The sequence below is a fragment of the Paracoccus alkenifer genome, assembly GCF_900108405.1.
Lineage (GTDB): Bacteria > Pseudomonadota > Alphaproteobacteria > Rhodobacterales > Rhodobacteraceae > Paracoccus > Paracoccus alkenifer.
Genome location: NZ_FNXG01000004.1, coordinates 203,930 through 224,513 on the forward strand (window position 1 = coordinate 203,930; position 20,584 = coordinate 224,513).

The 20,584-nt window shown below is 64.9% G+C and carries 19 protein-coding genes; 12 read left to right on the forward strand and 7 right to left on the reverse strand.

The window, feature by feature from the left end; translation table 11 throughout:
- The first annotated feature begins 18 nt into the window (after positions 1-18).
- Both BLW83_RS11445 and rlmN read left to right on the forward strand, forming a co-directional pair.
- Positions 19-540: an invasion associated locus B family protein gene (locus BLW83_RS11445; protein WP_090848360.1), complete on the forward strand. Its 522-nt coding sequence runs from the start codon at positions 19-21 to the stop codon at positions 538-540.
- A gap of 121 nt (positions 541-661) precedes the next feature.
- Entirely contained in the window at positions 662-1,858 is a 1,197-nt protein-coding gene (rlmN, locus tag BLW83_RS11450) for a dual-specificity RNA methyltransferase RlmN (RefSeq protein WP_090848361.1), read from the forward strand.
- A gap of 75 nt (positions 1,859-1,933) precedes the next feature.
- On the opposite strand, the gene infC is transcribed toward rlmN, so the two are convergent.
- Complete coding sequence (gene infC, locus BLW83_RS11455; protein ID WP_177172558.1) at positions 1,934-2,584, reverse strand: translation initiation factor IF-3; 651 nt, start codon at positions 2,582-2,584, stop codon at positions 1,934-1,936.
- A 78-nt stretch (positions 2,585-2,662) separates the two neighbouring features.
- Between infC and BLW83_RS15745 the strand changes: the two genes are divergently transcribed.
- Together BLW83_RS15745 and BLW83_RS11465 are read left to right on the forward strand one after the other, a co-directional pair.
- Positions 2,663-3,298 (forward strand): hypothetical protein, encoded by a 636-nt coding sequence (locus BLW83_RS15745; protein WP_090848362.1) that lies wholly within the window; start codon positions 2,663-2,665, stop codon positions 3,296-3,298.
- Positions 3,299-3,399: 101 nt separating this feature from the next.
- On the forward strand, positions 3,400-4,260 hold the full coding sequence (locus BLW83_RS11465) for a glycosyltransferase family 2 protein (RefSeq protein WP_090848499.1): 861 nt from the start codon (positions 3,400-3,402) through the stop codon (positions 4,258-4,260).
- A 138-nt stretch (positions 4,261-4,398) separates the two neighbouring features.
- On the opposite strand, the gene gdhA is transcribed toward BLW83_RS11465, so the two are convergent.
- Positions 4,399-5,754 carry an NADP-specific glutamate dehydrogenase gene (gene gdhA / locus BLW83_RS11470; RefSeq protein WP_090848363.1) on the reverse strand — a complete coding sequence of 452 codons (1,356 nt, stop codon included), beginning with the start codon at positions 5,752-5,754 and terminating at the stop codon, positions 4,399-4,401.
- A gap of 252 nt (positions 5,755-6,006) precedes the next feature.
- Between gdhA and fabA the strand changes: the two genes are divergently transcribed.
- The 4 genes from fabA (at position 6,007) to BLW83_RS11490 (ending at position 9,448) form a co-directional block, all read left to right on the forward strand.
- Entirely contained in the window at positions 6,007-6,516 is a 510-nt protein-coding gene (gene fabA / locus BLW83_RS11475) for a bifunctional 3-hydroxydecanoyl-ACP dehydratase/trans-2-decenoyl-ACP isomerase (RefSeq protein ID WP_090848364.1), read from the forward strand.
- Positions 6,517-6,535: 19 nt separating this feature from the next.
- Positions 6,536-7,765, forward strand: coding sequence for a beta-ketoacyl-ACP synthase I (gene fabB / locus BLW83_RS11480; RefSeq protein ID WP_090848365.1), 1,230 nt, complete (start codon positions 6,536-6,538; stop codon positions 7,763-7,765).
- A gap of 2 nt (positions 7,766-7,767) precedes the next feature.
- Entirely contained in the window at positions 7,768-8,553 is a 786-nt protein-coding gene (locus BLW83_RS11485) for an enoyl-ACP reductase FabI (protein WP_090848500.1), read from the forward strand.
- Between the two features lie 61 nt (positions 8,554-8,614).
- The gene (locus tag BLW83_RS11490) at positions 8,615-9,448 is read left to right on the forward strand and encodes an alpha/beta fold hydrolase (RefSeq protein WP_090848366.1); all 834 of its coding nucleotides are present in this window, start codon (positions 8,615-8,617) and stop codon (positions 9,446-9,448) included.
- A gap of 307 nt (positions 9,449-9,755) precedes the next feature.
- On the opposite strand, the gene BLW83_RS11495 is transcribed toward BLW83_RS11490, so the two are convergent.
- Positions 9,756-10,523: a glycosyltransferase family 25 protein gene (locus BLW83_RS11495; protein ID WP_090848367.1), complete on the reverse strand. Its 768-nt coding sequence runs from the start codon at positions 10,521-10,523 to the stop codon at positions 9,756-9,758.
- Positions 10,524-10,802: 279 nt separating this feature from the next.
- Positions 10,803-13,751: a calcium-binding protein gene (locus BLW83_RS11500; protein WP_245728815.1), complete on the reverse strand. Its 2,949-nt coding sequence runs from the start codon at positions 13,749-13,751 to the stop codon at positions 10,803-10,805.
- A 477-nt stretch (positions 13,752-14,228) separates the two neighbouring features.
- Here BLW83_RS11500 and BLW83_RS11505 point away from each other — a divergent pair, with 477 nt between their 5' ends.
- The 3 genes from BLW83_RS11505 to BLW83_RS11515 are packed head-to-tail and all read left to right on the forward strand — an operon-like array spanning position 14,229 to position 17,540.
- The gene (locus BLW83_RS11505) at positions 14,229-15,353 is read left to right on the forward strand and encodes a Gfo/Idh/MocA family protein (protein ID WP_090848368.1); all 1,125 of its coding nucleotides are present in this window, start codon (positions 14,229-14,231) and stop codon (positions 15,351-15,353) included.
- The gene (locus BLW83_RS11510) at positions 15,341-16,309 is read left to right on the forward strand and encodes an NAD-dependent epimerase/dehydratase family protein (RefSeq protein WP_090848369.1); all 969 of its coding nucleotides are present in this window, start codon (positions 15,341-15,343) and stop codon (positions 16,307-16,309) included. The genes BLW83_RS11505 and BLW83_RS11510 overlap by 13 nt, the downstream gene beginning before the upstream one ends.
- Entirely contained in the window at positions 16,302-17,540 is a 1,239-nt protein-coding gene (locus tag BLW83_RS11515) for a glycosyltransferase family 4 protein (protein ID WP_090848370.1), read from the forward strand. The genes BLW83_RS11510 and BLW83_RS11515 overlap by 8 nt, the downstream gene beginning before the upstream one ends.
- A gap of 43 nt (positions 17,541-17,583) precedes the next feature.
- Here BLW83_RS11515 and BLW83_RS11520 read toward each other — a convergent pair whose 3' ends face one another.
- Genes BLW83_RS11520 through BLW83_RS11530 form a run of 3 tightly spaced genes read right to left on the reverse strand, consistent with a single transcriptional unit; the run spans position 17,584 to position 20,401 of the window.
- Entirely contained in the window at positions 17,584-18,381 is a 798-nt protein-coding gene (locus BLW83_RS11520; protein ID WP_177172559.1) for a WecB/TagA/CpsF family glycosyltransferase, read from the reverse strand.
- A gap of 23 nt (positions 18,382-18,404) precedes the next feature.
- Positions 18,405-19,271 (reverse strand): hypothetical protein, encoded by an 867-nt coding sequence (locus BLW83_RS11525; protein ID WP_090848502.1) that lies wholly within the window; start codon positions 19,269-19,271, stop codon positions 18,405-18,407.
- A gap of 11 nt (positions 19,272-19,282) precedes the next feature.
- Complete coding sequence (locus BLW83_RS11530) at positions 19,283-20,401, reverse strand: Gfo/Idh/MocA family protein (protein WP_281245537.1); 1,119 nt, start codon at positions 20,399-20,401, stop codon at positions 19,283-19,285.
- Between BLW83_RS11530 and BLW83_RS15750 the strand changes: the two genes are divergently transcribed.
- A complete protein-coding gene (locus BLW83_RS15750; protein WP_177172560.1) occupies positions 20,401-20,571 on the forward strand; it encodes a hypothetical protein in 171 nt (56 codons plus the stop codon). The genes BLW83_RS11530 and BLW83_RS15750 overlap by 1 nt on opposite strands.
- The last annotated feature ends 13 nt before the right edge of the window (positions 20,572-20,584 follow it).

Here is a 20,584-nt window from a genome sequence, read left to right on the forward strand (position 1 = left end):
CAGCAAGAGGGCTCGAGCATGACGAAATCCATCTTCAACCTCGGCCTTGTCGCCGCGACGCTGGTGGCGCTTGCCTCGCCGGCGCTTGCGGCCGAGCCGCGGGTGTTGGGCAACCAGAACGACTGGACCGCCTTTATCGGCGACAGCCCCAAGGAATGCTGGACGGTTTCGCCGCCGAAATCGACCCGCAACACCGACGCCGAGGGCAACCCGCGCGAGGTGACGCGCAGCGACATCCGCCTGTATATCGCCTATCGGCCCGGTCAGGGGGGCGAGGTCTCGTTCCAGGGCGGCTATCCCTTTGCGCCCGATTCGACCGTGGATGTCACCGTCGGCGGCCAGACCTTCAAGCTGTTCACCGAGGGCGAGAACGCCTGGACCGGCTCGCCCGACGAAGATGCCAAGCTGATCGGGGCGCTGCGCGGCGGGTCCGAGGCCGTTGTCAAGGGCCGCTCGACCCGCGGCACCCGCACCACCGACACGTTTTCGCTGATGGGCCTGACCGCGATGAGCAACATGGCCCGCGACAACTGCAAGTGATTCCCGGGCTGCGCCGCAGCCCCCGCTTGTGCTAAGGGTTGTTTCGACCTTGGGGCCGCCCCATCTGTGGGCGGCCCCGTCCCTTTTTCCGCCCGACCCAAAGCAGCCCATGGATAGCCCGATGACCCCGCCCGCCGACAAGCTGACGCACGCACCCGTCGTGCAGGATGTGCTGACCCTGCCCCGCAAGGCGCCGGATGCCGGGCGGCTGAACATCGTCGGCCTGACCCGCGACGCCCTGCGCGAGGCGCTGATCGCCGCCGGCACGCCCGAACGGCAGGCCAGGATGCGCGTGGGCCAGATCTGGCAGTGGGTCTATCACTGGGGCGTGCGCGATTTCGCGCAGATGACCAATCTGGCCAAGGATTACCGCGCCCTGCTGGCCGAACGGTTCGAGATCGCCCTGCCCGAGGTGGTGACCCGGCAGGTCTCGGACGACGGCACCCGCAAATACCTGCTGCGCATCAACGGCGGCCACGAGGTCGAGACCGTCTATATCCCCGAGGAAGGGCGCGGCACGCTATGCGTGTCGTCTCAGGTCGGTTGCACGCTGACCTGTTCCTTCTGCCATACCGGCACGCAGAAACTGGTGCGCAACCTGACCGCGGGGGAAATCGTCGGCCAGCTGATGGTGGCCCGCGACGACCTGGGCGAATGGCCCGAACCCGGCGCGCCCAAGGACGAAACCCGGCTGGTCTCGAACCTGGTCCTGATGGGCATGGGCGAGCCGCTGTATAATTTCGACAATGTGCGCGACGCCATGCGCGTGGTGATGGACCCCGAGGGGCTGTCGCTGTCGCGCCGCCGCATCACCCTGTCCACCAGCGGCGTGGTGCCGGAAATCGCCCGCACCGCCGAGGAAATCGGCTGCCAACTGGCCGTCAGTTTCCACGCCACCACCGACCCGGTGCGCGACGTGCTGGTGCCGATCAACAGGCGCTGGAACATTCAGGCGCTGCTGGACGCGCTGCGCGACTATCCGCGGCTGTCGAACAGCGAGCGCATCACCTTTGAATACGTCATGCTGGACGGGGTGAACGACAGCGACGAGGACGCGCGCCGGCTGGTGCGGCTGATCCGCGGCATCCCGGCCAAGATCAACCTGATCCCCTTTAACGAATGGCCGGGCGCACCCTATCGGCGGTCCAGCTGGGACCGGATCGAGGCTTTCGCCGACATCATCTACAAGGCAGGCTACGCCAGCCCGATCCGCACCCCGCGGGGCGAGGACATCATGGCCGCCTGCGGCCAGCTGAAATCCGCGACCGAACGCGGCCGTAAATCCGCAGCCCAGATCGCGGCCGAGGCGGGTATCTGACGGGGCGGCGCACGGCCTCTGCCCCATGAAAAAGGCCCGCCGATCAGGCGGGCCGTGGGGCGCGGGTGCGGGCGCCTAGCGCGGCGCGATCATCATCACCATCTGGCGGCCTTCGAGCTTGGGCATCGATTCGACCTTGCCGGCCTCGCCCACCTCGTCGCGGACGCGGTGCAGCAGTTCCATCCCCAGATTCTGGTGGGCCATCTCGCGGCCGCGGAAACGCAGGGTCACCTTGACCTTGTCGCCATCCTCAAGGAACCGCTTTACCGAGCGCATCTTGACGTCATAGTCGTGATCGTCGGTGCCGGGACGGAACTTGACCTCTTTGACATCGACGGTCTTTTGCTTCTTGCGGGCCTCGGCCTCACGCTTTTGCTGTTCGTATTTGAACTTGCCAAGGTCCATGATCTTGCAGACCGGAGGCACGGCGTTGGGCGAGATCTCGACCAGATCCAGCCCCGCTTCTTCGGCAAGCGCCATGCCGCGGGCTGGGGTGACCACCCCGATGTTTTCGCCTTCCGCCCCGATCAGGCGGATTTCGGGGACCTTGATGCGATCGTTGGTGCGGGGTCCGGTGTCACGGGTGGGCGGAGCGTTGTGCGGGCGGCGAGCTATGGGCGTGGTCCTTTTATCGCTGGAAATGACGCTTGTCAGATAATCAACCCACGCCCGCGTTTCAACCGGATAGTGCGGGTGAAAACGGGACCGGCGACGGCTTTCCCCCATCGGGAAGCTGTGCGATACCGTCCGCGCCCGGCGCCGTGCAGCGTTCGGGCGGATTTCCTGTTCTGAAAGGATTCGCCGATGTCGCGTCTGGCCGGTCTGATTCTCGTGCTCGTGATCCTGCTGGCGGGCGGATTCTACTGGCAGTCGCGACAGGGGCAGCCGCAACCGGAACAGTTGCAGCAACCCGCAGATGTCGCGGGCCAGCAGGCGGCCGATGATGCGGCCGACGCCGCCGGCAGCGCGGCCGATGCCGCCGCCGATGCCGCTGCAACCGCCACGGATGCGGCGGCCGAGGCCAGCCGCACCGCCGATGGCACGCCCGTGCTGGACGAGGCCGCGCGCGAGGCACAGGCCGCGGCCGAGGCGGCCATCGAGGCCGCCGCGGCCGCCGCTGACGCGGCCGCACAGGCCGAGGCCGGGGCGCAAACCGGCGAGCCGGGCGCCGTCGCCACCGCGACGGAAGCCGCCGTCGAGGCCGCACGCGACGCCGCCGGCGCCGCCTCTGACGCCGCCACGGCCAGCCGCACCGCCGCCGAAATCGACCGGCTGCTGACCCCCGAGGGCTTCAACGCCGCCGAGGTCGAGGCGCTGATCGACGCAAGCCGCCTTGACCCCGCGCAGCAGCAGGCGCTGAAAGCCGCAGTCGCCGCGGCGGCAAGCAGCCCGCAGATGCTGCGCGCGGCCCTGGAACAGGTGCGGGCCGTCGTCCGGTGATCAGGGCGGTGACCGGGACGGCACCTCCGGAGGGTTCGGGTCCGACCGGGCAGCCCGCGCCTGCGATTTCCCTGCCCGCCGCTGCGGCAGCACCCGAGCCGCTGGGGCGGTTTCTTGCATCCCCCGGCGAGCAACTGGAACGCGGCCCGATCGCGGTGATCCTGATCGAGGATCAGGCCGAGGTCGCCGCGACGCTTTCCCATCACCTGCGGCTGGGGTTTCGCAAGATCCTGGCGCTGTCGCCCGAACCGCTGCCGGCAATGGCGCCGCTGGACGATGCCAAGGGCCGGGTGCTGAACCTGATCCACGACACCCGCGCCCGCGATGCGCTGACGCGGGCCGTGAACGCGGTGATCGAGGCCGCGCCCGAGGACAGCTGGCTATACTACGGCTATAATGCCGAGTTCCTGTTCTATCCGTTTTCCGAGACCCGCAGCATCGGCGAGATGCTGGGCTTTCACGCCGAGGAACGCCGCCGCGCGATGCTGACCTATGTGGTCGATCTTTACGCGCCCGAGCTGACGCGCAACCCCGATGCGGTCAGCATGGATCGGGCGATGTTCGACCGCACCGGCTATTACGCGCTGGGGCGGCCCGACCGGCAGGGCGGGTTCCGCGAGCGGCAGCTGGATTTCTATGGCGGGCTGCGCTGGCGGTTCGAGGAACACCTGCCCCCCGACCGCCGCCGCATCGACCGCATCGCACTGTTTCGCACCGAAAAGACCCTGCGGCTGCTGCCCGATCATCGGCTGTCGGTCGAGGAATACAACACCTATGCCTGCCCCTGGCACAACAACCTGACCGCGGCGGTGGCCTCGTTCCGGGTCGCCAAGGCGCTGGCCCGCAACCCCGGCTCGCGCGAGCATATCCGCGACTTCACATGGCGGAATTCGGTCCCCTTCGACTGGGAATCGCATCAGCTGATGGAATTGGGGCTGATGGAGCCGGGGCAGTGGTTCTGAACCCGCGCTGATCCGGCAGCAGGCGCGCAGGGAAAAAAGGGGGCTGTCTGCCCCCTCTGCCAGCCCTTTGGGCTGTCATTCACCCCCGAGGATATTTGGGACCGCCCGAAGCCACTGGGCCCGGGCAGTCCGTTCGGGTCAGACCACGCCCAGCGCGCGCATGGCGTCGGCCACGCGGACAAAGCCCGCGATGTTGGCGCCCAGCACATAGTCGCCGGGGGCGCCGTATTCCTCGGCGGTTTCGGCGCAGACATCGTGGATGTTGGTCATGATCTCGTCCAGCCGCTCCACCGTCTGATCAAAGGTCCAGCTGTCGCGCGAGGCGTTCTGCTGCATTTCCAGCGCCGAGGTGGCGACGCCGCCGGCATTCGCGGCCTTGCCGGGCGCATAAAGCACATGCGACCGACGCAGCGCCTCGACCGCATCGGGGGTGCAGGGCATGTTGGCGCCCTCGGCCACGACGCGCACGCCATTGCGGATCAGGTTCGCGGCGTGCTTGCCGTTCAGCTCGTTCTGGGTGGCGCAGGGCAGCGCGATTTCGCACGGGACATCCCAGATCGCGCCCTTGCCGGCCTCGATGAAATAGGTGCCGGTGCCCTTGATCCGGTGGTATTCCGAAATCCGGCCGCGCCGCTTTTCCTTGATCTCGCGCACCAGATCCAGGTCCAGCCCGCCTTCATCCACCACATATCCGCTGGAATCCGAACAGGCGACGACTTTGGCGCCGTATTTTTGCAGCTTTCTGATGGCAAAACAGGCGACATTGCCCGAGCCGGACACCACCGCGGTCTTGCCGTCGATCGAATCGCCATGCGCTTCGAGCATCGAGCGGACAAAGAACACCAGCCCGAAGCCGGTGGCCTCGGGGCGGGCGCGCGAGCCGCCGTAGGACAGGCCCTTGCCGGTCAGCACCCCGGCCTCGTAGCGGTTGGTCAGGCGCTTGTATTGCCCGAACATATAGCCGATCTCGCGGCCGCCCACGCCGATGTCGCCGGCAGGCACGTCGGTGTATTCGCCGATATGGCGGTGAAGCTCGGTCATGAACGACTGGCAGAACCGCATGATCTCGCGGTCCGACCGGCCCTTGGGGTCGAAATCCGACCCGCCCTTGCCGCCGCCGATGGGCATGGTGGTCAGGGCGTTCTTGAAGGTCTGTTCGAACCCGAGGAACTTGATGATCCCCACGTTCACGGACGGGTGAAAGCGGATCCCCCCCTTGTAGGGGCCAAGGGCCGAGTTGAACTGCACCCGGAAGCCGCGGTTGATCCGCACCTGATTCTGATCGTCGATCCACGGCACACGAAAGATGATCTGCCGTTCCGGCTCGCAGATCCGCTCGATCAGGCCCTCTTCGAGGAACTGCGGATGCTTGGCCACCACGCGGCCAAGGCTTTCCATTACCTCGATGACTGCCTGGTGGAATTCGGGTTCGCCGGCGTTTCGCTCTTTGACCGTGGTCAGGATCGGTTCCAGTTTTTCGTCGATACGCGTCATGTCATTCCTCGCCAATGGGGCGTTGCGGCGCGCAAACAACTCCAATCCGACCCGCTGCACAACTGTTTTGCATGAATCGCGGCGCTGAATCGCGCAAAAATCTGCAAAGCGGCCCGCCGCGGGCGCGGCGCCGGCTTTAAGTCTGGACTTATCAGCTGCGGCGAGCGCTGCTTGCACGGTTTGCGGCGCGGATGATAGACGCGACAGGAACCCGGCAGAAAAGCCGGAACAACTGGGCAAGGATGCGACCGGATGGCGATGGAACAGACAAGCTTCGACAAGGGCGACCTGCTGGCCTGTGCGCGGGGCGAACTGTTCGGCCCCGGCAACGCGCAGCTGCCCGAGCCGCCGATGCTGATGATGGACCGCATCACCGAAATCTCGGCCGATGGCGGCCCCCATGGCAAGGGCCATGTGGTGGCCGAGTTCGACATCCATCCGGACCTGTGGTTCTTTGCCTGCCATTTCCCCGGCAACCCGATCATGCCGGGCTGTCTTGGCCTTGACGGGCTGTGGCAGCTGACCGGCTTCAACCTGGGCTGGCGGGGCTGGCTGGGGCGCGGCTATGCGCTGGGGGTGGGCGAGGTCAAGCTGACCGGCATGGTCCGCCCCGACCGCAAGCTGCTGACCTATCGCGTCGATTTCACCAAGGCCGTGCAGACCCGCCGGCTGACCATGGGCGTCGCCGACGGCACCGTCGAGGCCGATGGCGAGCTTATCTATCAGGTCAAGGACATGAAGGTCGCTCTTTCCGAGAGCTGAACCGCAGGAGGGTCGCATCATGCGCCGCGTCGTCATTACCGGGCTGGGGATCGTCTCGCCCATCGGCAACAACGCCGAAGAAGTCACCGAAAGCCTGCGCACGGGCCGCTCGGGCATCGTGTTTTCGCCGGAATACGCGGAAAAGGGCTTTCGCAGCCAGGTCGAGGGGCGCCCGACCATCGACATCGCCGCCCATGTGGACAAGCGCGACCTGCGCTTCATGGGCGAGGGCGCGGCCTGGAATTTCATCGCCATGCAGCAGGCGGTGGCGGATTCGGGGCTTGAGCCGGGCGATGTGTCAAACCCGCGCACCGGGCTGGTGATGGGGTCGGGCGGGCCGTCGACCTCGAATTTCTTCAACGCGCATCAGATCGTCATCGAAAAGGGCGCGCCCAAGCGGATGGGGCCGTTCATGGTCACCCGCTGCATGTCGTCCACGAACTCGGCCTGTCTGGCGACGCCCTTCGCGATCAAGGGGGTGAACTATTCGATCACCTCGGCCTGCGCGACCAGCGCCCATTGCATCGGCAACGGCACCGAGCTGATCCAGATGGGCAAGCAGGACATCGTGTTCGCCGGCGGCGGCGAGGAACTGGACTGGACGCTGTCCTGCCTGTTCGACGCCATGGGCGCAATGTCGTCCAAGTATAACGACACGCCGGAAACGGCGAGCCGCCCCTATGACGCGACCCGCGACGGGTTCGTGATCGCCGGGGGGGGCGGCGTGGTGGTGCTTGAGGAACTGTCCCACGCGCTGGCCCGCGGCGCCAAGATCTATGCCGAGGTTACCGGCTACGGCGCCACCTCGGACGGTCATGACATGGTCGCGCCTTCGGGCGAGGGCGGCGAGCGGGCGATGCGGCTGGCGCTGGGCACCCTGCCCGAGGGGCGGCGGATCAGCTACATCAACTCGCACGGCACCTCGACCCCGGTGGGCGACATCGGCGAGGTCAAGGCGATCCGCCGCATCTTCGGCGAGGGCGCGACGCCGCCGATCAGTTCCACCAAGTCGCTGACCGGGCATTCGCTGGGCGCGACCGGCGTGCACGAGGCGATCTATTCGCTGCTGATGATGCAGCAGGGGTTCATCGCCGCCTCGGCCAACGTTACCCAGCTGGACCCGGAAATCGCCGCCAGCGAAATCGCCACCAGTCGCATCGACGGGGTGGATTTCGATTCGGTCCTGTCCAACAGCTTTGGCTTTGGCGGCACCAACGCCACGCTTGTGATGTCGAAATACCGGGGATGACCATGGGGCTTTTGCAGGGCAAGCGCGCGCTGGTGATGGGCGTCGCCAATGAACGGTCGATCGCCTGGGGCATCGCCAGCGCGCTGGCCGCGCAGGGGGCGGAACTGGCCTTTACCTATCAGGGCGAGGCATTCGGCAAGCGGGTCGAGCCGCTGGCGGCCTCGGTCGGGTCGGACCTGCTGCTGGATGTGGACGTGACCGACGATGAATCGCTGGACGCGGCATTCGCCAGGCTGGCGGACCGCTGGGGGCGGCTGGACATTCTGGTCCACGCAATCGCCTTTTCCAGCAAGGACGAGCTGACCGGGCGTTTCGTCGATACCAGCCGGGCGAACTTCAAGAACTCGCTGGATATTTCCTGCTATTCGCTGATCGAGGTGGCGCGGCGCTCGCGGCCCCTGATGCAGGAGGGCGGGACCGTGCTGACCCTGACCTATGGCGGCTCGAACCGGGTGACGCCGTTCTACAACGTGATGGGCGTGGCCAAGGCGGCGCTGGAATCGGCGGTGCGCTATCTGGCCAACGATCTTGGCCCCGAGGGGATCCGGGTCAACGCGATCAGCCCCGGCCCGATGAAAACCCTGGCCGGCGCGGCGATCGGCGGCGCCCGCAAGACCTATCGCCATACCGAGGCCAACGCGCCGCTACGCGCCAACGCCACGCTGGAGGCGATCGGGGGAACAGCGGTGTGGCTGTGTTCCGACTGGGGCGCCTGCACGACGGGCGAGGTGGTGATGGTCGACGGCGGCTATCACGTGCTGGGGATGCCGCAGCCCGACAACATCTGACGCCGAGCCGGGGCGCTGCCCCGGACCCCGGGATATTTGCAGCAAGATGAAAGAGGCTCGGATGGAAACGCAGTTCTTCACCGCCGCAGATGGCGCCCGGTTGGCCTATCGCGACGAGGGCGAGGGGCTGGCGGTCCTGTGCCTGGCCGGGCTGACCCGCAGCATGGACGATTTCGACTATCTGGCGCCGGCGCTGGCGGGTTGCCGGATGATCCGCATGGATTACCGCGGGCGCGGCCAGTCGGACCGGACCGGCGCCGCCACCTATACCGTTCCGCAAGAGGGCGCGGATGCGCTGGCGCTGCTGGACCATCTGGGCATCGCACGGGCGGGGGTGATCGGCACGTCTCGGGGCGGGCTGATCGCCATGTATCTGGCCGCCGTAGCCAAGGACCGGCTGCTGGGCGTGTGCCTGAACGATGTCGGCCCCGCATTGCGCCGCGAGGGGCTGGAGGCGATCGTGGATTACGTCGGCCGTCGCCCCGCCGCGAAAACGCTGGCCGAGGTGGCCGAGCGCCTGCCCCGCACGCTGGCCGGCTTTGGCGAGGTTCCCGCAGGCCGCTGGGAGGAGGAGGCCGCGCGGCTGTATCGTCAGGGCGCGGACGAGGTCGAGCTGACCTATGACCCGGCGCTGCGCGAGGCGTTCCTGGCCGCGTTCAAGAACCCCGACGCCACCGCCTGGCCACTGTTCGACGCGATGCAGGGCCTGCCGGTGGCGCTGGTCCACGGTGCGGGATCGGACCTGCTGGGCGACGAGACCGTGGCCGAGATGCAGCGCAGGCGGCCCGACATGATCTATGGCAGGGTGCCGGGGCGCGGACATATCCCGTGGCTGGACGAGGCAGAGAGCGTGGCGGTGATTGACGAATGGATCGGAAAGATTGCCAGAGGGTGAAATCGCGCCGGACCGCCTGAAAACCCCGCTGCGTGCCGCATGATCCGGCAAAGCTGCTGCGACGCGCGGAAAGAGCCGAGGCGATACCGATAACGCCTGTCTGCCCCGGTCCGCATGAGATGCGATGCGGCGCTTTGCCGGCATCAACGCGGGTGGCGACCGGCCCCGAAAGACCGCCATCCGGAACTTTTGTCACCTGTCCAGGCGGTGCGGGCTGGGGGAGGCGAGATTATCGGGGTTGCCGGGGGCATGTCCGGCAAAGCCATGCTTCGATTCAATCGGCGGCTGAACCTTTGTTCCCCGGTCTTTAGTGCGATTTCTGCAACCGGGCCTTGAGCTTTCGCAGCGCGACGAGCATCGGCGACAGAACATCAATCCGGTCGAACCAACGCAGGCTGTGAATATCGGACCGCGACGGGCGCTGTATCGCGACAGGGGTTGTCGGGGCAAAGGTTCGATAATGCGGATGTGCCGCCCGGAACCACGAAATCGCCCCATCCACATGCATGGCTCCGCCGCGCGGATCGCCAAATGGACGGTGATAGATCGCCTGAATATAGCGGATCATTTCATCCAGAACCGATGATTTGAAGCCCATGAAATGGGTCTGCAACACGCCTTGCCCGGCAGGAATTTCGGCCAGCGTATCCGGTCCCGCAGGCACGGTTTCGCCGTCGACCTCGGGCATCCAGCCGTAAAAGATGTCCCACTCGATGTTGCGCGCGCTGGCCACCAGCGCCTCGATGCGATGTTCGAAATCACTGCTGAAATCGGCGTCGTCCTCAATCACGAGATAGGTTTTCCAGCCTTGCGCGATCGCCGACTTGATCACCCCCATGTGGCTTTCGTAGCAGCCGCGTGTGCCGATGGTCGGGAATTCGCCCCTGTCGTCCGGACGGCTGGCCGGAAACAGGGTTACGGCGGGATGGTCAAAGGACAGGCCGATCCGTGCCAGCTGCCGCGCGATTTCCTGTTTCCGGTCGGTGCGCGAAGGCAGGTTGATCACATAGATATGCTCGAACATCGAAAGCAGCGATACACCCAGACGTGTATCCGGTTGGCTGTTGGTTCCCATTCAGATCAAAGCCCTTTCATGCGCACATGCGCCCGGATGTTTCCAAAGCCCGCGACAGGTTTTGCGCGGATCTTTCCTGTTTGTAAGAGAGGTCAACACCAGAGCCGAATCGAGAATCATGCCTGCTTCCCACCATTTTCAAACAGGAGATTAGCAAAGATCGGCTTTCAGGAAAGCACCGCCTGGCGGACGTGGGGGCGCATGGCGCAAATGGCCGCAAGCCCCCCTGGACCGAGGGGCGCAAGACACGGCAGGAACGCCCGGGCAGGCCAGCAGCGCTTATTGCGCCGGCGCAGGCGGGACCGGCTCGACCACCACCCCGGGTGCCGATGCGAATTCCAGCCGCTGGACATCTGCCAGCGTAATCTCGCCGCCCTCTGGTCCCTTGGCCAGCAGCACATCGCCGCGCCACAGCAGCTCGTATTCGTCCGGAGCGCCTTGCAGAACCGCGGTATTGCGGCCCCCGCCGCCATGGATGCGCACGCAGCAGCCCGTGGCGACCAGCACATCATCGCCCGGCCCGCCCAACAGGATGTCATGCGGATGCTCTGCCTCGATCCGGCCTCCCTCGTCCCCGGCGCGCCGGATCACCCCGTGCGAAAATGTGCCGGGCGCGCGGCTTTCCCAATCCACCTGATGGCGGGCGTTATAGTCCATCAGCACCTGCCAGCGCGGGTTCATGTCGTCCAGATGGCGCAAATGCCCCCAGCTGCCCCAGCGCGAGGGCCAGCCCACATCGACAAACGCATTGAACAACGTGCCGCCGGCGGCGTGCCAGCCGTCAAGCAGATCGGTATAAAGCGCGGCCATCTCGGGGCTGTAATTGAAGCTGGTAAAGAAATCCGTCAGGTGCTGGTTGTCCGTCCACCCATCCAGCCCGACCACATGGGTTCCGCCCTCATACATGATCATCTGCATGTCATGTCGGGCGGCCACCGCGGCGTGATAGGGAAAGAGATTGCCCAGCAGATCCTTGAGCGAGCCCTCGCGCAAGGCATGCGCCACTTCGCGCACGGCCACGGCCTGTCCTGCGCCAAGCCATTCCAGTATCTGCGGCGCGAATTCGTCGGTGCCCATTTCCTGGCCAAAATAGCCGGTGACCGCATAGGCATCGAAAAACTCGGCCGGGGGGCGGTTGCCCGGCGATTCCGCCTGCCACAAGGGGGCCTGCAACAGCGCCTCTTCCAGCCCCGGCCAGGCGGTGTGGACGCTTGCCACCCTTATCAGGCGCCCGGGGGGCTGGTGGTCGAAAACCTCGGTCCAGATCCGCATGACCTGCGCCGCGCGCATCCCCGCGAACTGCATCCAGGCGTCGCCGGTCGCATCCTCGCCCCAGCGCAATTTTGCCTGTTCCGCCGCCCAATGCGTCTGCGGAAATATGAAGTTCCACAATTCGTTGGAGTATTCCACATAGACATTCAGGCGCGGGTCCAGCCGTTCCAGCACCAATTCGGCATAGCGGCGCACATAGGCATCATTCGCCATATGCGGAATCGTGAACCACGGATCGGCCCCCACCTGATTGACCAGATCCACCATCACCTCGACCGGCACCCCGCGCCAGGCATAGGAAAAATCACCCGGGCGCGGCCGGTCCGCTATATCCTGCTGAAAGGTCTGGTTGGTGATGCCCCAATCCAGCATCCGCAGCACCCGCAGATCCTGCACATGGGTCACCCAGGCCGGGTTGAACACCTCGCCCAGCCGCACGAGATCCAGATGATCCTCGCGCACCACGCGGATATTGCGGATATGGTTGCCGAGATCGCCGGGGTCGGTGTGTTTCAGCTTGATCGACACGAACCCCTCGCCGGGGGTGAAATCGAACCGGATCTCTTTCGGGCCGTAGCGCATGTTCGTTGCGCGGCCCGAGACCTCAATTCGCCCCTCGCCCTCATAGGTCAGGACGTATCGCCCGGCCAAAGACGTGGCCTCGGGCGGAAGATCGGTCAGAATCAGGGTCTCGAGCCGGCCCACCTCGCGCGGGATGCGCAGGGGCCAGCCGTGTTCGTCCAGATAGCCTTCCTCTGCGAGGCGGTCGATCTCGAACCCGCCCCACTGGCCGGGCAGATGTCCGGTCCAGGGGCGGGCGGTCTTCATCACGTCGAGAAAAGGATACTGCACCGAATAATCCGCAATGCCGTTCAGCCCCATCGCCAGCGCCGGGTCGCTTACGGGGGCGGCGTCCACGGGCAGCGCCGGCGCCGCGGCAACCGGATCGACCGGCTCGGCCCCGGCCCCCCGAACCGGCGCCGGCATTTCGGCAACCGCGGCATCCGGTTCCGTCCGGGCCTGAGTGCGCAATTGCGCATCCTCGCGGGTTGCGTTCCAGATGAATTCGGCGATCTGCGTGTAATTCTGCCGCACGGCGGGATGGATATTGTCGGGCAGATTCATCGCGCCCGGCGGGGCCTCGTCGTAAATCGAGGCATAGCTTACCAGCGACGCAAGAAAATATTTGGTGGCAGTGCCGTGCGGGGCGTCGTCCTGATAAAGATCCGACGCCCCAAGCGGCACCAGATCCGTTTCCGTATAAAGACGCGCCAACACCGAGGCGACCGGGATCATCCCGATGTCGCGTTCCGGGAATTGCGTCCGAAGCGAGCGCACATAATCCTGGAACCACTGGTGATAGCTGCCCAGATTATGCAGGTGGTAATTCCGCAGCTCTCTGGCATCGGGGGGAAAGCGCCCCACCTCGCCCACCATCAGCGCCCAGCCCTCATAGATCAGGATCCGCGCGTCCGGGCTTTGGGCCTCGATCCAGCCGATCAGCTTGCCGGTGGCCTCAAGCGGGCTGGTGCGGTCGGGATTTTCCCCGTCATAGGGCTGATCCGGCGCGTTGTATTGAATGAAATTGGCAGGCGTGATGACGACGGTGTCGAACCCCGCCGAACGAAAGCTGGCGCCCCCGCCCATCACGGAACGCACCTCGCGAAAGGACCAGCCCGGCCGGGCCGGCAGATCGGACACAAAGTTGCGAAGAAACCCCCAGCTTCCGTCCAGCGCAAGCCGATTGCCCGCCGCCTGCGCGATCCGGTTCAGCCAATGGGGCACGGTGGTGTCATCGCTGTCGGTCAGGTGATGCACCAGCGAATTGCCGAATACATAGACCTTGCGATCTTGCATCTGCTGGGCCGCGGCGGCCCCGGGCAGCGCCATGGCAAGCCCGAGGACCAGCACCAGCACCATCCCCCAGGCCGCAGACAGTTTTTCGTAAATCCGCATTCCGACATACCCTTTAACCCCAAGGCGCCAATCCGGCGCGACCCGACATCGGACCCGTCGCACGCCTGTCACCAAATCATGGATCTCGCACGGCTGCGCGAGCCTGTGTGCCCATCGGGCCAGTTCCCGGTTCAACGACCGGGCTGTTTTCCTGCGGCCGATCAAGCTTGCGCAGAACTGCTCCTCTGCTTCGTCTGGCGTGACATTGCCGATAGATTCCACGGCCAGAGGAACTTGGCAACGCATCTTGGCGACGGTTTTCGCAGGCGCGCGGGTGATCGTGGCCGGCCATGCAACCGCGCGGCGTTTTTTCGCAAGATGGTGGCATCTGCCACAACCCGTTGACATTTTTCTACGGTCGGACAGCTTGGGGCGTTCAGCCGGGCGAAAGATGCTCGCGGCCTGCGCAGCAACGCAATAAAGAAGGGGGCAAGGCAGCATGGGCTGGCAGTTCGGCCAAGGAAAGAGGTGCGTGAAATGAGCGTGGTGGCCCTGATTGGCTGCGGTTTCGTCGCGGATCTCTATATGCGGTCGCTGGCCAGCTTTCCGCATGTGCGCGTGCTGGGCGCCCATGACCGCGATGGCGCGCGGATGGCGGCTTTCTGCGCCCATTGGAAAATCCCGGCCCTGCCCGGAATGGACGATGTTTTCGCCGGGATGCCCCGCGACGGCGTGATCCTGAACCTGACCAATCCGGGCCAGCATCATGCGGTGAACCGCGCCTGTCTTGAGGCGGGATTCCATGTCTGGTCCGAAAAGCCGCTGGCGGTCACGATGGAGCAGGCGCGCGATCTGCACGAGCTGGCCGTTGCCCGCGGGTTGCAGCTGGCCTCGGCCCCCTGCTCGGTCCTGGGCGAGGCCGCGCAGACCCTGGCCCACGCGATGCGCGCGGGCGTGGCCGGGCCCGGACGCCTGGTCTATGCCGAGCTTGACGACGGCTATGTCCCGCAGGCCCCGCTAGAGGAATGGATCAGCGAAAGCGGCGCGCCCTGGCCCTATGTGGATGAATTCCGCGTCGGCTGCACGCTGGAACACGCGGGTTATTACCTGAGCTGGCTGATCGCGATCTTTGGCCCGGTCCGCACGGTGGTGGCGGCCTCGGCCGGCGTCATCCCCGACAAGCGCGGCGTGGCCGATGCCGCCCCGGATGTGTCCGTGGCCACGCTGTTCTTTCATTCCGGCATGGTGGCGCGGCTGACCTGTTCCATCGTCGCGCCGCATGATCACCGCATCCGGGTGATCTGCGATGGCGGCATACTTGAGATGGCAAAGGCATGGGACAATGCCGCGCCGCTGAAATTCCGGCGTCGCCTGCGTATCCGGCGGCGACTGCTGGAACATCCGATCGGACGCCGCATCCGGCTCAGGGGGCCGACACATCCGATGCTGGGGCGGCGCGGGTCTGCCTCGATGAACTTTGCCCTCGGCCCGGTCGAGATGCTCGAGGCGATCGCGCAGGGCCGCCCCTGCCGTCTGGGCGGGGATTACGCGCTGCACCTGAACGAGGTCACGCTGGCGATCCAGAACGCAGGCGAGACGACCGGCGCACAAACGATGCAGACCTCGTGCGGCATGATGGAGCCGATGCCATGGGCGCGCTGAACCTGGCCGTCACGGGGGCGACCGGGTATCTGGGCCGCGCCGTGGTGGCGCAGGCGCGGGCGCGGGGCCACAGGGTGCGGGCGCTGCTGCGCGATGCCCGGCAGGCCCCGGCAGGCTGGGCGGATGACCCCGGCATCACGCTTTGCCAGGTGGTGCTTGAGGATCTGGCCCCCTCTGATCTGGCGGGGGCGGATGCGGTGCTGCATCTGGCGGCCGCGATGACGGGCGACGATGCGGCGCAGGCGCAAGCCACGCTGGCGCCGATGCGCGGGCTGCTGGCAGCGATGGCGCAGCTGCGCCCGGTGCCGCGTCTGGTGCTGGCCGGGTCCATGTCGGTCTATGGCGGGATGCAGGCGGGCGATACCGTGACCGAGAACACGCCGCTGGAGCCCGCCCCGTCAAGCCGCGACGCCTATACCCGCGCAAAGCTGGCGCAAGAGGCGCTGGCCCGCGATCATGCGCAGGCAACAGGGGGGGATGTCGCGCTGCTGCGGATCGGAGCGATCTGGGGACCGGGTCGGTTGTGGAACGGGCATCTGGGTCTGGCGTTCGGGCCGATGCTGATTCGGACCGGCAGCAGCGGGCAGATCCCGCTGGTGCAGCGTGATCGCGCCGCCGCAGCGGTTCTGCGCGCAGCCGAGGCCGCCCCCCGCGGCATTGCCATCGCCAATGTGCTGGATCCCGATCTGCCGGATCGCGCCCGATATGTGGCAGCGCAGCGCCGGGGCGGTTGGCCGCGTGTGGTGCTGCCCGTCGGCTGGCCCGTGATGCGGGCGCTGTCGGTGCTGGGGGCGCTGCCCGGTGCGCCGGGGCTGTTGCGCGCATCGGTGCAGGCCGCGCGGATCATGCCGCTGCACTATACGACCCGCGCCGACTGGCAGGGCGATCTGCCCGCCCTGCCCTTCGAGGACGCGATGGCGGCCGCACTGCTGGCCGAGGAGAAGATTGATGCCTGACAGGTTTTCCGGCCCGGTCGCCTATCTGACCGGGCAATACCCCCGCGCGACCGACACCTTCATCCAGCGCGAAGTGGCGGCCCTGCGCGGCCACGGGCTGGTCGTCGAAACCTGTTCGGTCCGCCGCACCGGCGCGGAACACCATGTAGGCGACGAACAGCGGGCCGAGGCCGCGCGCACGTTCCACATTCTCGAAGCGACGGCGAATCCCCTTGTCACGCTCAGGGCGCATCTGTCGGCGCTGCGCAACCCGGCGCGCTATCTGCGCGGATTGTGGCTGGCGTGGCGCACGGCGCCCGGCGGGATCAGGGGAAATATCTACAATCTGATCTATTTTGCAGAAGCCGTGGTTCTGGCCCATCACATGCGCAAGCGCGGAGTCGTGCATCTGCACAACCACATCGCCAAAGCCTCGTGCACCGTCGCCATGCTGGCCAGCACGGTCAGCGGCATACCCTACAGCTTTACGCTGCACGGCCCTGACATCTTTTTCGAACCCATTCACTGGCGGCTTGACGAAAAGATCGCGCGAGCCGCCTTTGTGGCCTGCATCAGCCATTTCTGCCGTTCGCAGGGGATGATTTTTTCCGACCCCGCCCATTGGGAAAAGCTGCATATCGTGCATTGCGGGGTGGATCCGTCGCTTTATGACACGCCGCGCGGTGCGCCGGCCAAGCGGCTGTTGTTCGTCGGGCGGCTGGCGGTGGTCAAGGGCGTGCCGGTGCTGTTGCGCGCCCTGCAACAGGTGGCGGCCGAACATCCGGATATGCGCCTGACACTGATCGGGGACGGGCCCGAGCGTGCGGCGCTGGAAGACGAGGCCCGCGCCCTGAGCCTGTCCGGTATGGTCGATTTCGTCGGCTACAAGGGTCAGGCCGAGGTGGCGCAGGCCCTGCGTGACGCCGACATCCTTGTGCTGCCCAGCTTTGCCGAGGGCCTGCCGGTCGTCCTGATGGAGGCGCTGGCCGCGCGCGTGCCCGTGCTGACCACCCGCATCGCCGGGGTCGGCGAACTGGTCGAGGATGGTGTCAGCGGACGGCTGGTTGCGCCGGGCGACCCGGCCGAGCTGGCGGACGCGTTGCGCGAGATGCTCAACGCCCCGCCCGAGGTTCACGCGGCCATGGGCCAGGCCGGACGCGACCGCGTGGTGGCCGAATTCGACAGCGCGGCCGAGGCGGAAAAATTGGCCGCGCTGATCGCCAACTCGGCCCTCGGGGCGGATCGGGCATAAACCCCCGCCCCCGCCGCCGCGACCGAAATCATCCGGATCGGACCTATTTCGCCCCGCCGCCGAACGGGTCGCGGTAAAGCCCCAGTTTCTGGGCGGCCAACCGCCAAAGCACCGGCGGTTCATGCACGATATAGCGATGCCAGCGCTGCCTTGGCTCTTTCAGCAGGCGATAAAGCCACTCGAATCCCCATTCGGTGATCCATGCGGGGGGTCTTTTGAACGTTCCGGCCTCATAGTCGATCGTGCCGCCAAGGGGCAGGAACAGGCGGATATTCGGCATCCGATCCCGATACTTGACGATGAATTTTTCCTGACGCCCTCCGCCAAGCCCGACCAGCAGCACGGTGGCGCCTGAATCGTTGATCTTTGCGATGACCCGATCAATATCGGCCGGATCCTTGTCGAAATCGAATGCCGGGGAATCGGTGCCGACGATGAACCTGCGCCCGACTTTGCGGTTGATGTTTTCCGCGGCAATTTCGGCAATCCCCGGCTTTCCGCCGCACAGATAAACCGTCACCTCGGGATTGTCCTTGTTGGCCATATAGAATTTCGGGAAATAATCAGACCCCGAAACCCGCTCGGCCACCGGGTTGCCCAGAAACTTCGTCGCGAAATACAGGATCTGGCTGTCGCAGGTAATCAGATCGAACTGCTTGAAAATATCGTAAAATTCCCGATCCTTTTGCAGCTTCATGAGCATGTCGACATGCAGGGTCAGCATCAGCCCTTCGTTGAAATCGCGCACCACCTCATCCATGGTCACGTCGTGCACAAAGACATTCAAAAGCTGAACCTTGCGCCAGTCTCCACGGACGCCCGTGCGCTTTCTTTCCACCATGTCCGATCCATCAGCCATCGCTGTCACACCGCCCCCATATATTCGGCGACCAGATCGCGGGTGCTGCGGATATTGCCGCGCGAAGACGCGCCAAACACGATTGATTCCACCCCCTGCAATCCGGCCACCCATTCGATGGCTTCGCGCGGGGGGATTGCGCCCGACGCATAGACCGACATTGCGATTGCACGGACCTTGCCGGATTCCAGAACCTCGCGATACTTGTCGGCACCGCCACACATGCGAAATCCGATCTTGTTGATATTCGAACAGATAATCGGAGATTCGATTCCCTCGGCTGCCAGGGCATCGGCCAAAAGCGGCAGATTCATTGTTATGAAACCCGGCTCTGCCCGATATTTTTCGCGCACATGATCGTGGAACATGCGGAATGCCTTGGTAAAGCCCATGCCCAATAGCAGATCGACGAAAACATTCTGCATGAAGATGACCGGCGTCCTGAGACCCGCAAACATCTTCATTTCGGCGTCAATCAGAACCTTGACGATACCTTCGGCATCCTTGGTAACCAATGCGGCGCCCGAACGCAGCATGGTCTTGAACAGCCCGTCTTCGGGCATGAAATGGGCAATCGCGCCCACCATTCCGTGATCGGTGACCGCATTGGCGTATTTATGGGCATAGGGCATGCAGGGATAGAACTGGAACCCGTCATATCGCCCCGGATTGGCGCGAACCACATCGCAGATCTCGGCGATCCGGTCGTGGGTTGTGCACATGAATGTGCGGATGCCCTCGTCATAGGCGGCATCCAGCACCTCCATGATCGCGGATGTATCCTGAAAGCGCATGGCCTGGGCACGGGCCTTTTCCTCGGACATGTGATTGATGCCAAAGAACTGGTTATCGCCGAAAAGAAGCTTGTCCATCATCTTGCCTTCTATGTCCGCGTCCTGAACAGCCAGTTGCGCTTTGCCGGCTTGTCGGCCACGGGTTCCCTGACCGGGTCAGCGATCCGCACGCCCGAGGCATCCTCAAGAATCATGTCCAGCGTCCGGTCGGTAATTGCGGCCGAGCGAAAATCGTTTTCGGCCGCGCGGCTTTTGCCATCACGCACCGCCTCGACGAAATCGGCAATCTGGGCGGAATATTCCTCGCCACGCAGATAGAACCAAGGATCCCGGGTCAATTCGGTGGTGTATTGCACATTCCACCCCTTGTGCATTCCCGGCAGGGCCGGATGCTCTTCGCGCAGGTAAAGCTGACATTCCTGCCGGTCGGCATTCACCCGGCCTTTCGTGCCGATCAGCTCGATCTTCGTGGACATCTTGCGGAATGAATCGTCAGACCAGTTGACCGAAAGCTGCGCCATGGCGCCGCCGGCAAAGCGCAGGGTCGACATCACCATATCGTCGGTTTCCGTCGAAAAGATCGGGACCATGGCCGAGCCTGACACATGCTCGGGCTGTCCGAAAAACCAGTTCAGCAGGTTCAGCGGATGGGCCGCGTAATCATAAAGACAGCCGCCGCCTTCGGTCTTTCTGGTGCGCCAGTTCTGCTTGCGGGCGCGAAGGACGACAGGGCCGTAAGCCTCGGCCACCACATGCCGGATTTCGCCAAGAGCGCCGCTGTCCACGATCTCCTTCATTCGACGGAATGCGCCCACATAGCGATAGTGGTAACCGACCTGATTGACCAACCTTTTTGCCTCGGCAAGATCTGCCAATTCTTCGGCATCGCGCCAATCCAGACAAAAGGGCTTTTCGCAGAACACATGAATGCCGCGTTCCAGCGCCGCCCGAACCATCGGCACATGCAGCCGCGAGGGCGTCGCAATCACAACCGCATCCAGATTGCCCGTATCCAGCAATTCTTCGTATTTGGTGTAGATCTTGGTATGCGGCAGGTATTTGCCCAGCACATCGACCAGGAATCCGGCAGAATCGCAGGCCAGGGTTTGTGTGTCGGGATGAGCATTGACCATCGAGAAATGAGACAGGCCCATCTTGCCCAACCCAACGACTGCGATCCGGATCTTCTTGTCAGGACTGTCTTGCAATGGATTTACTTTCTGTCTTTGTTCCGCAAACGGGCCAACCGGAATTTGCTACCGACCCTTTCAGCAGAAACTTGCGCGGTGAATTCGACAATTGCACTGCATTCAGGCAGCAGTTTCCCATCCTTTTTCATGACATCGCCCATCTAAAAGGCCGCGGCTTTGCTGAATGACGGGCGGGACCGG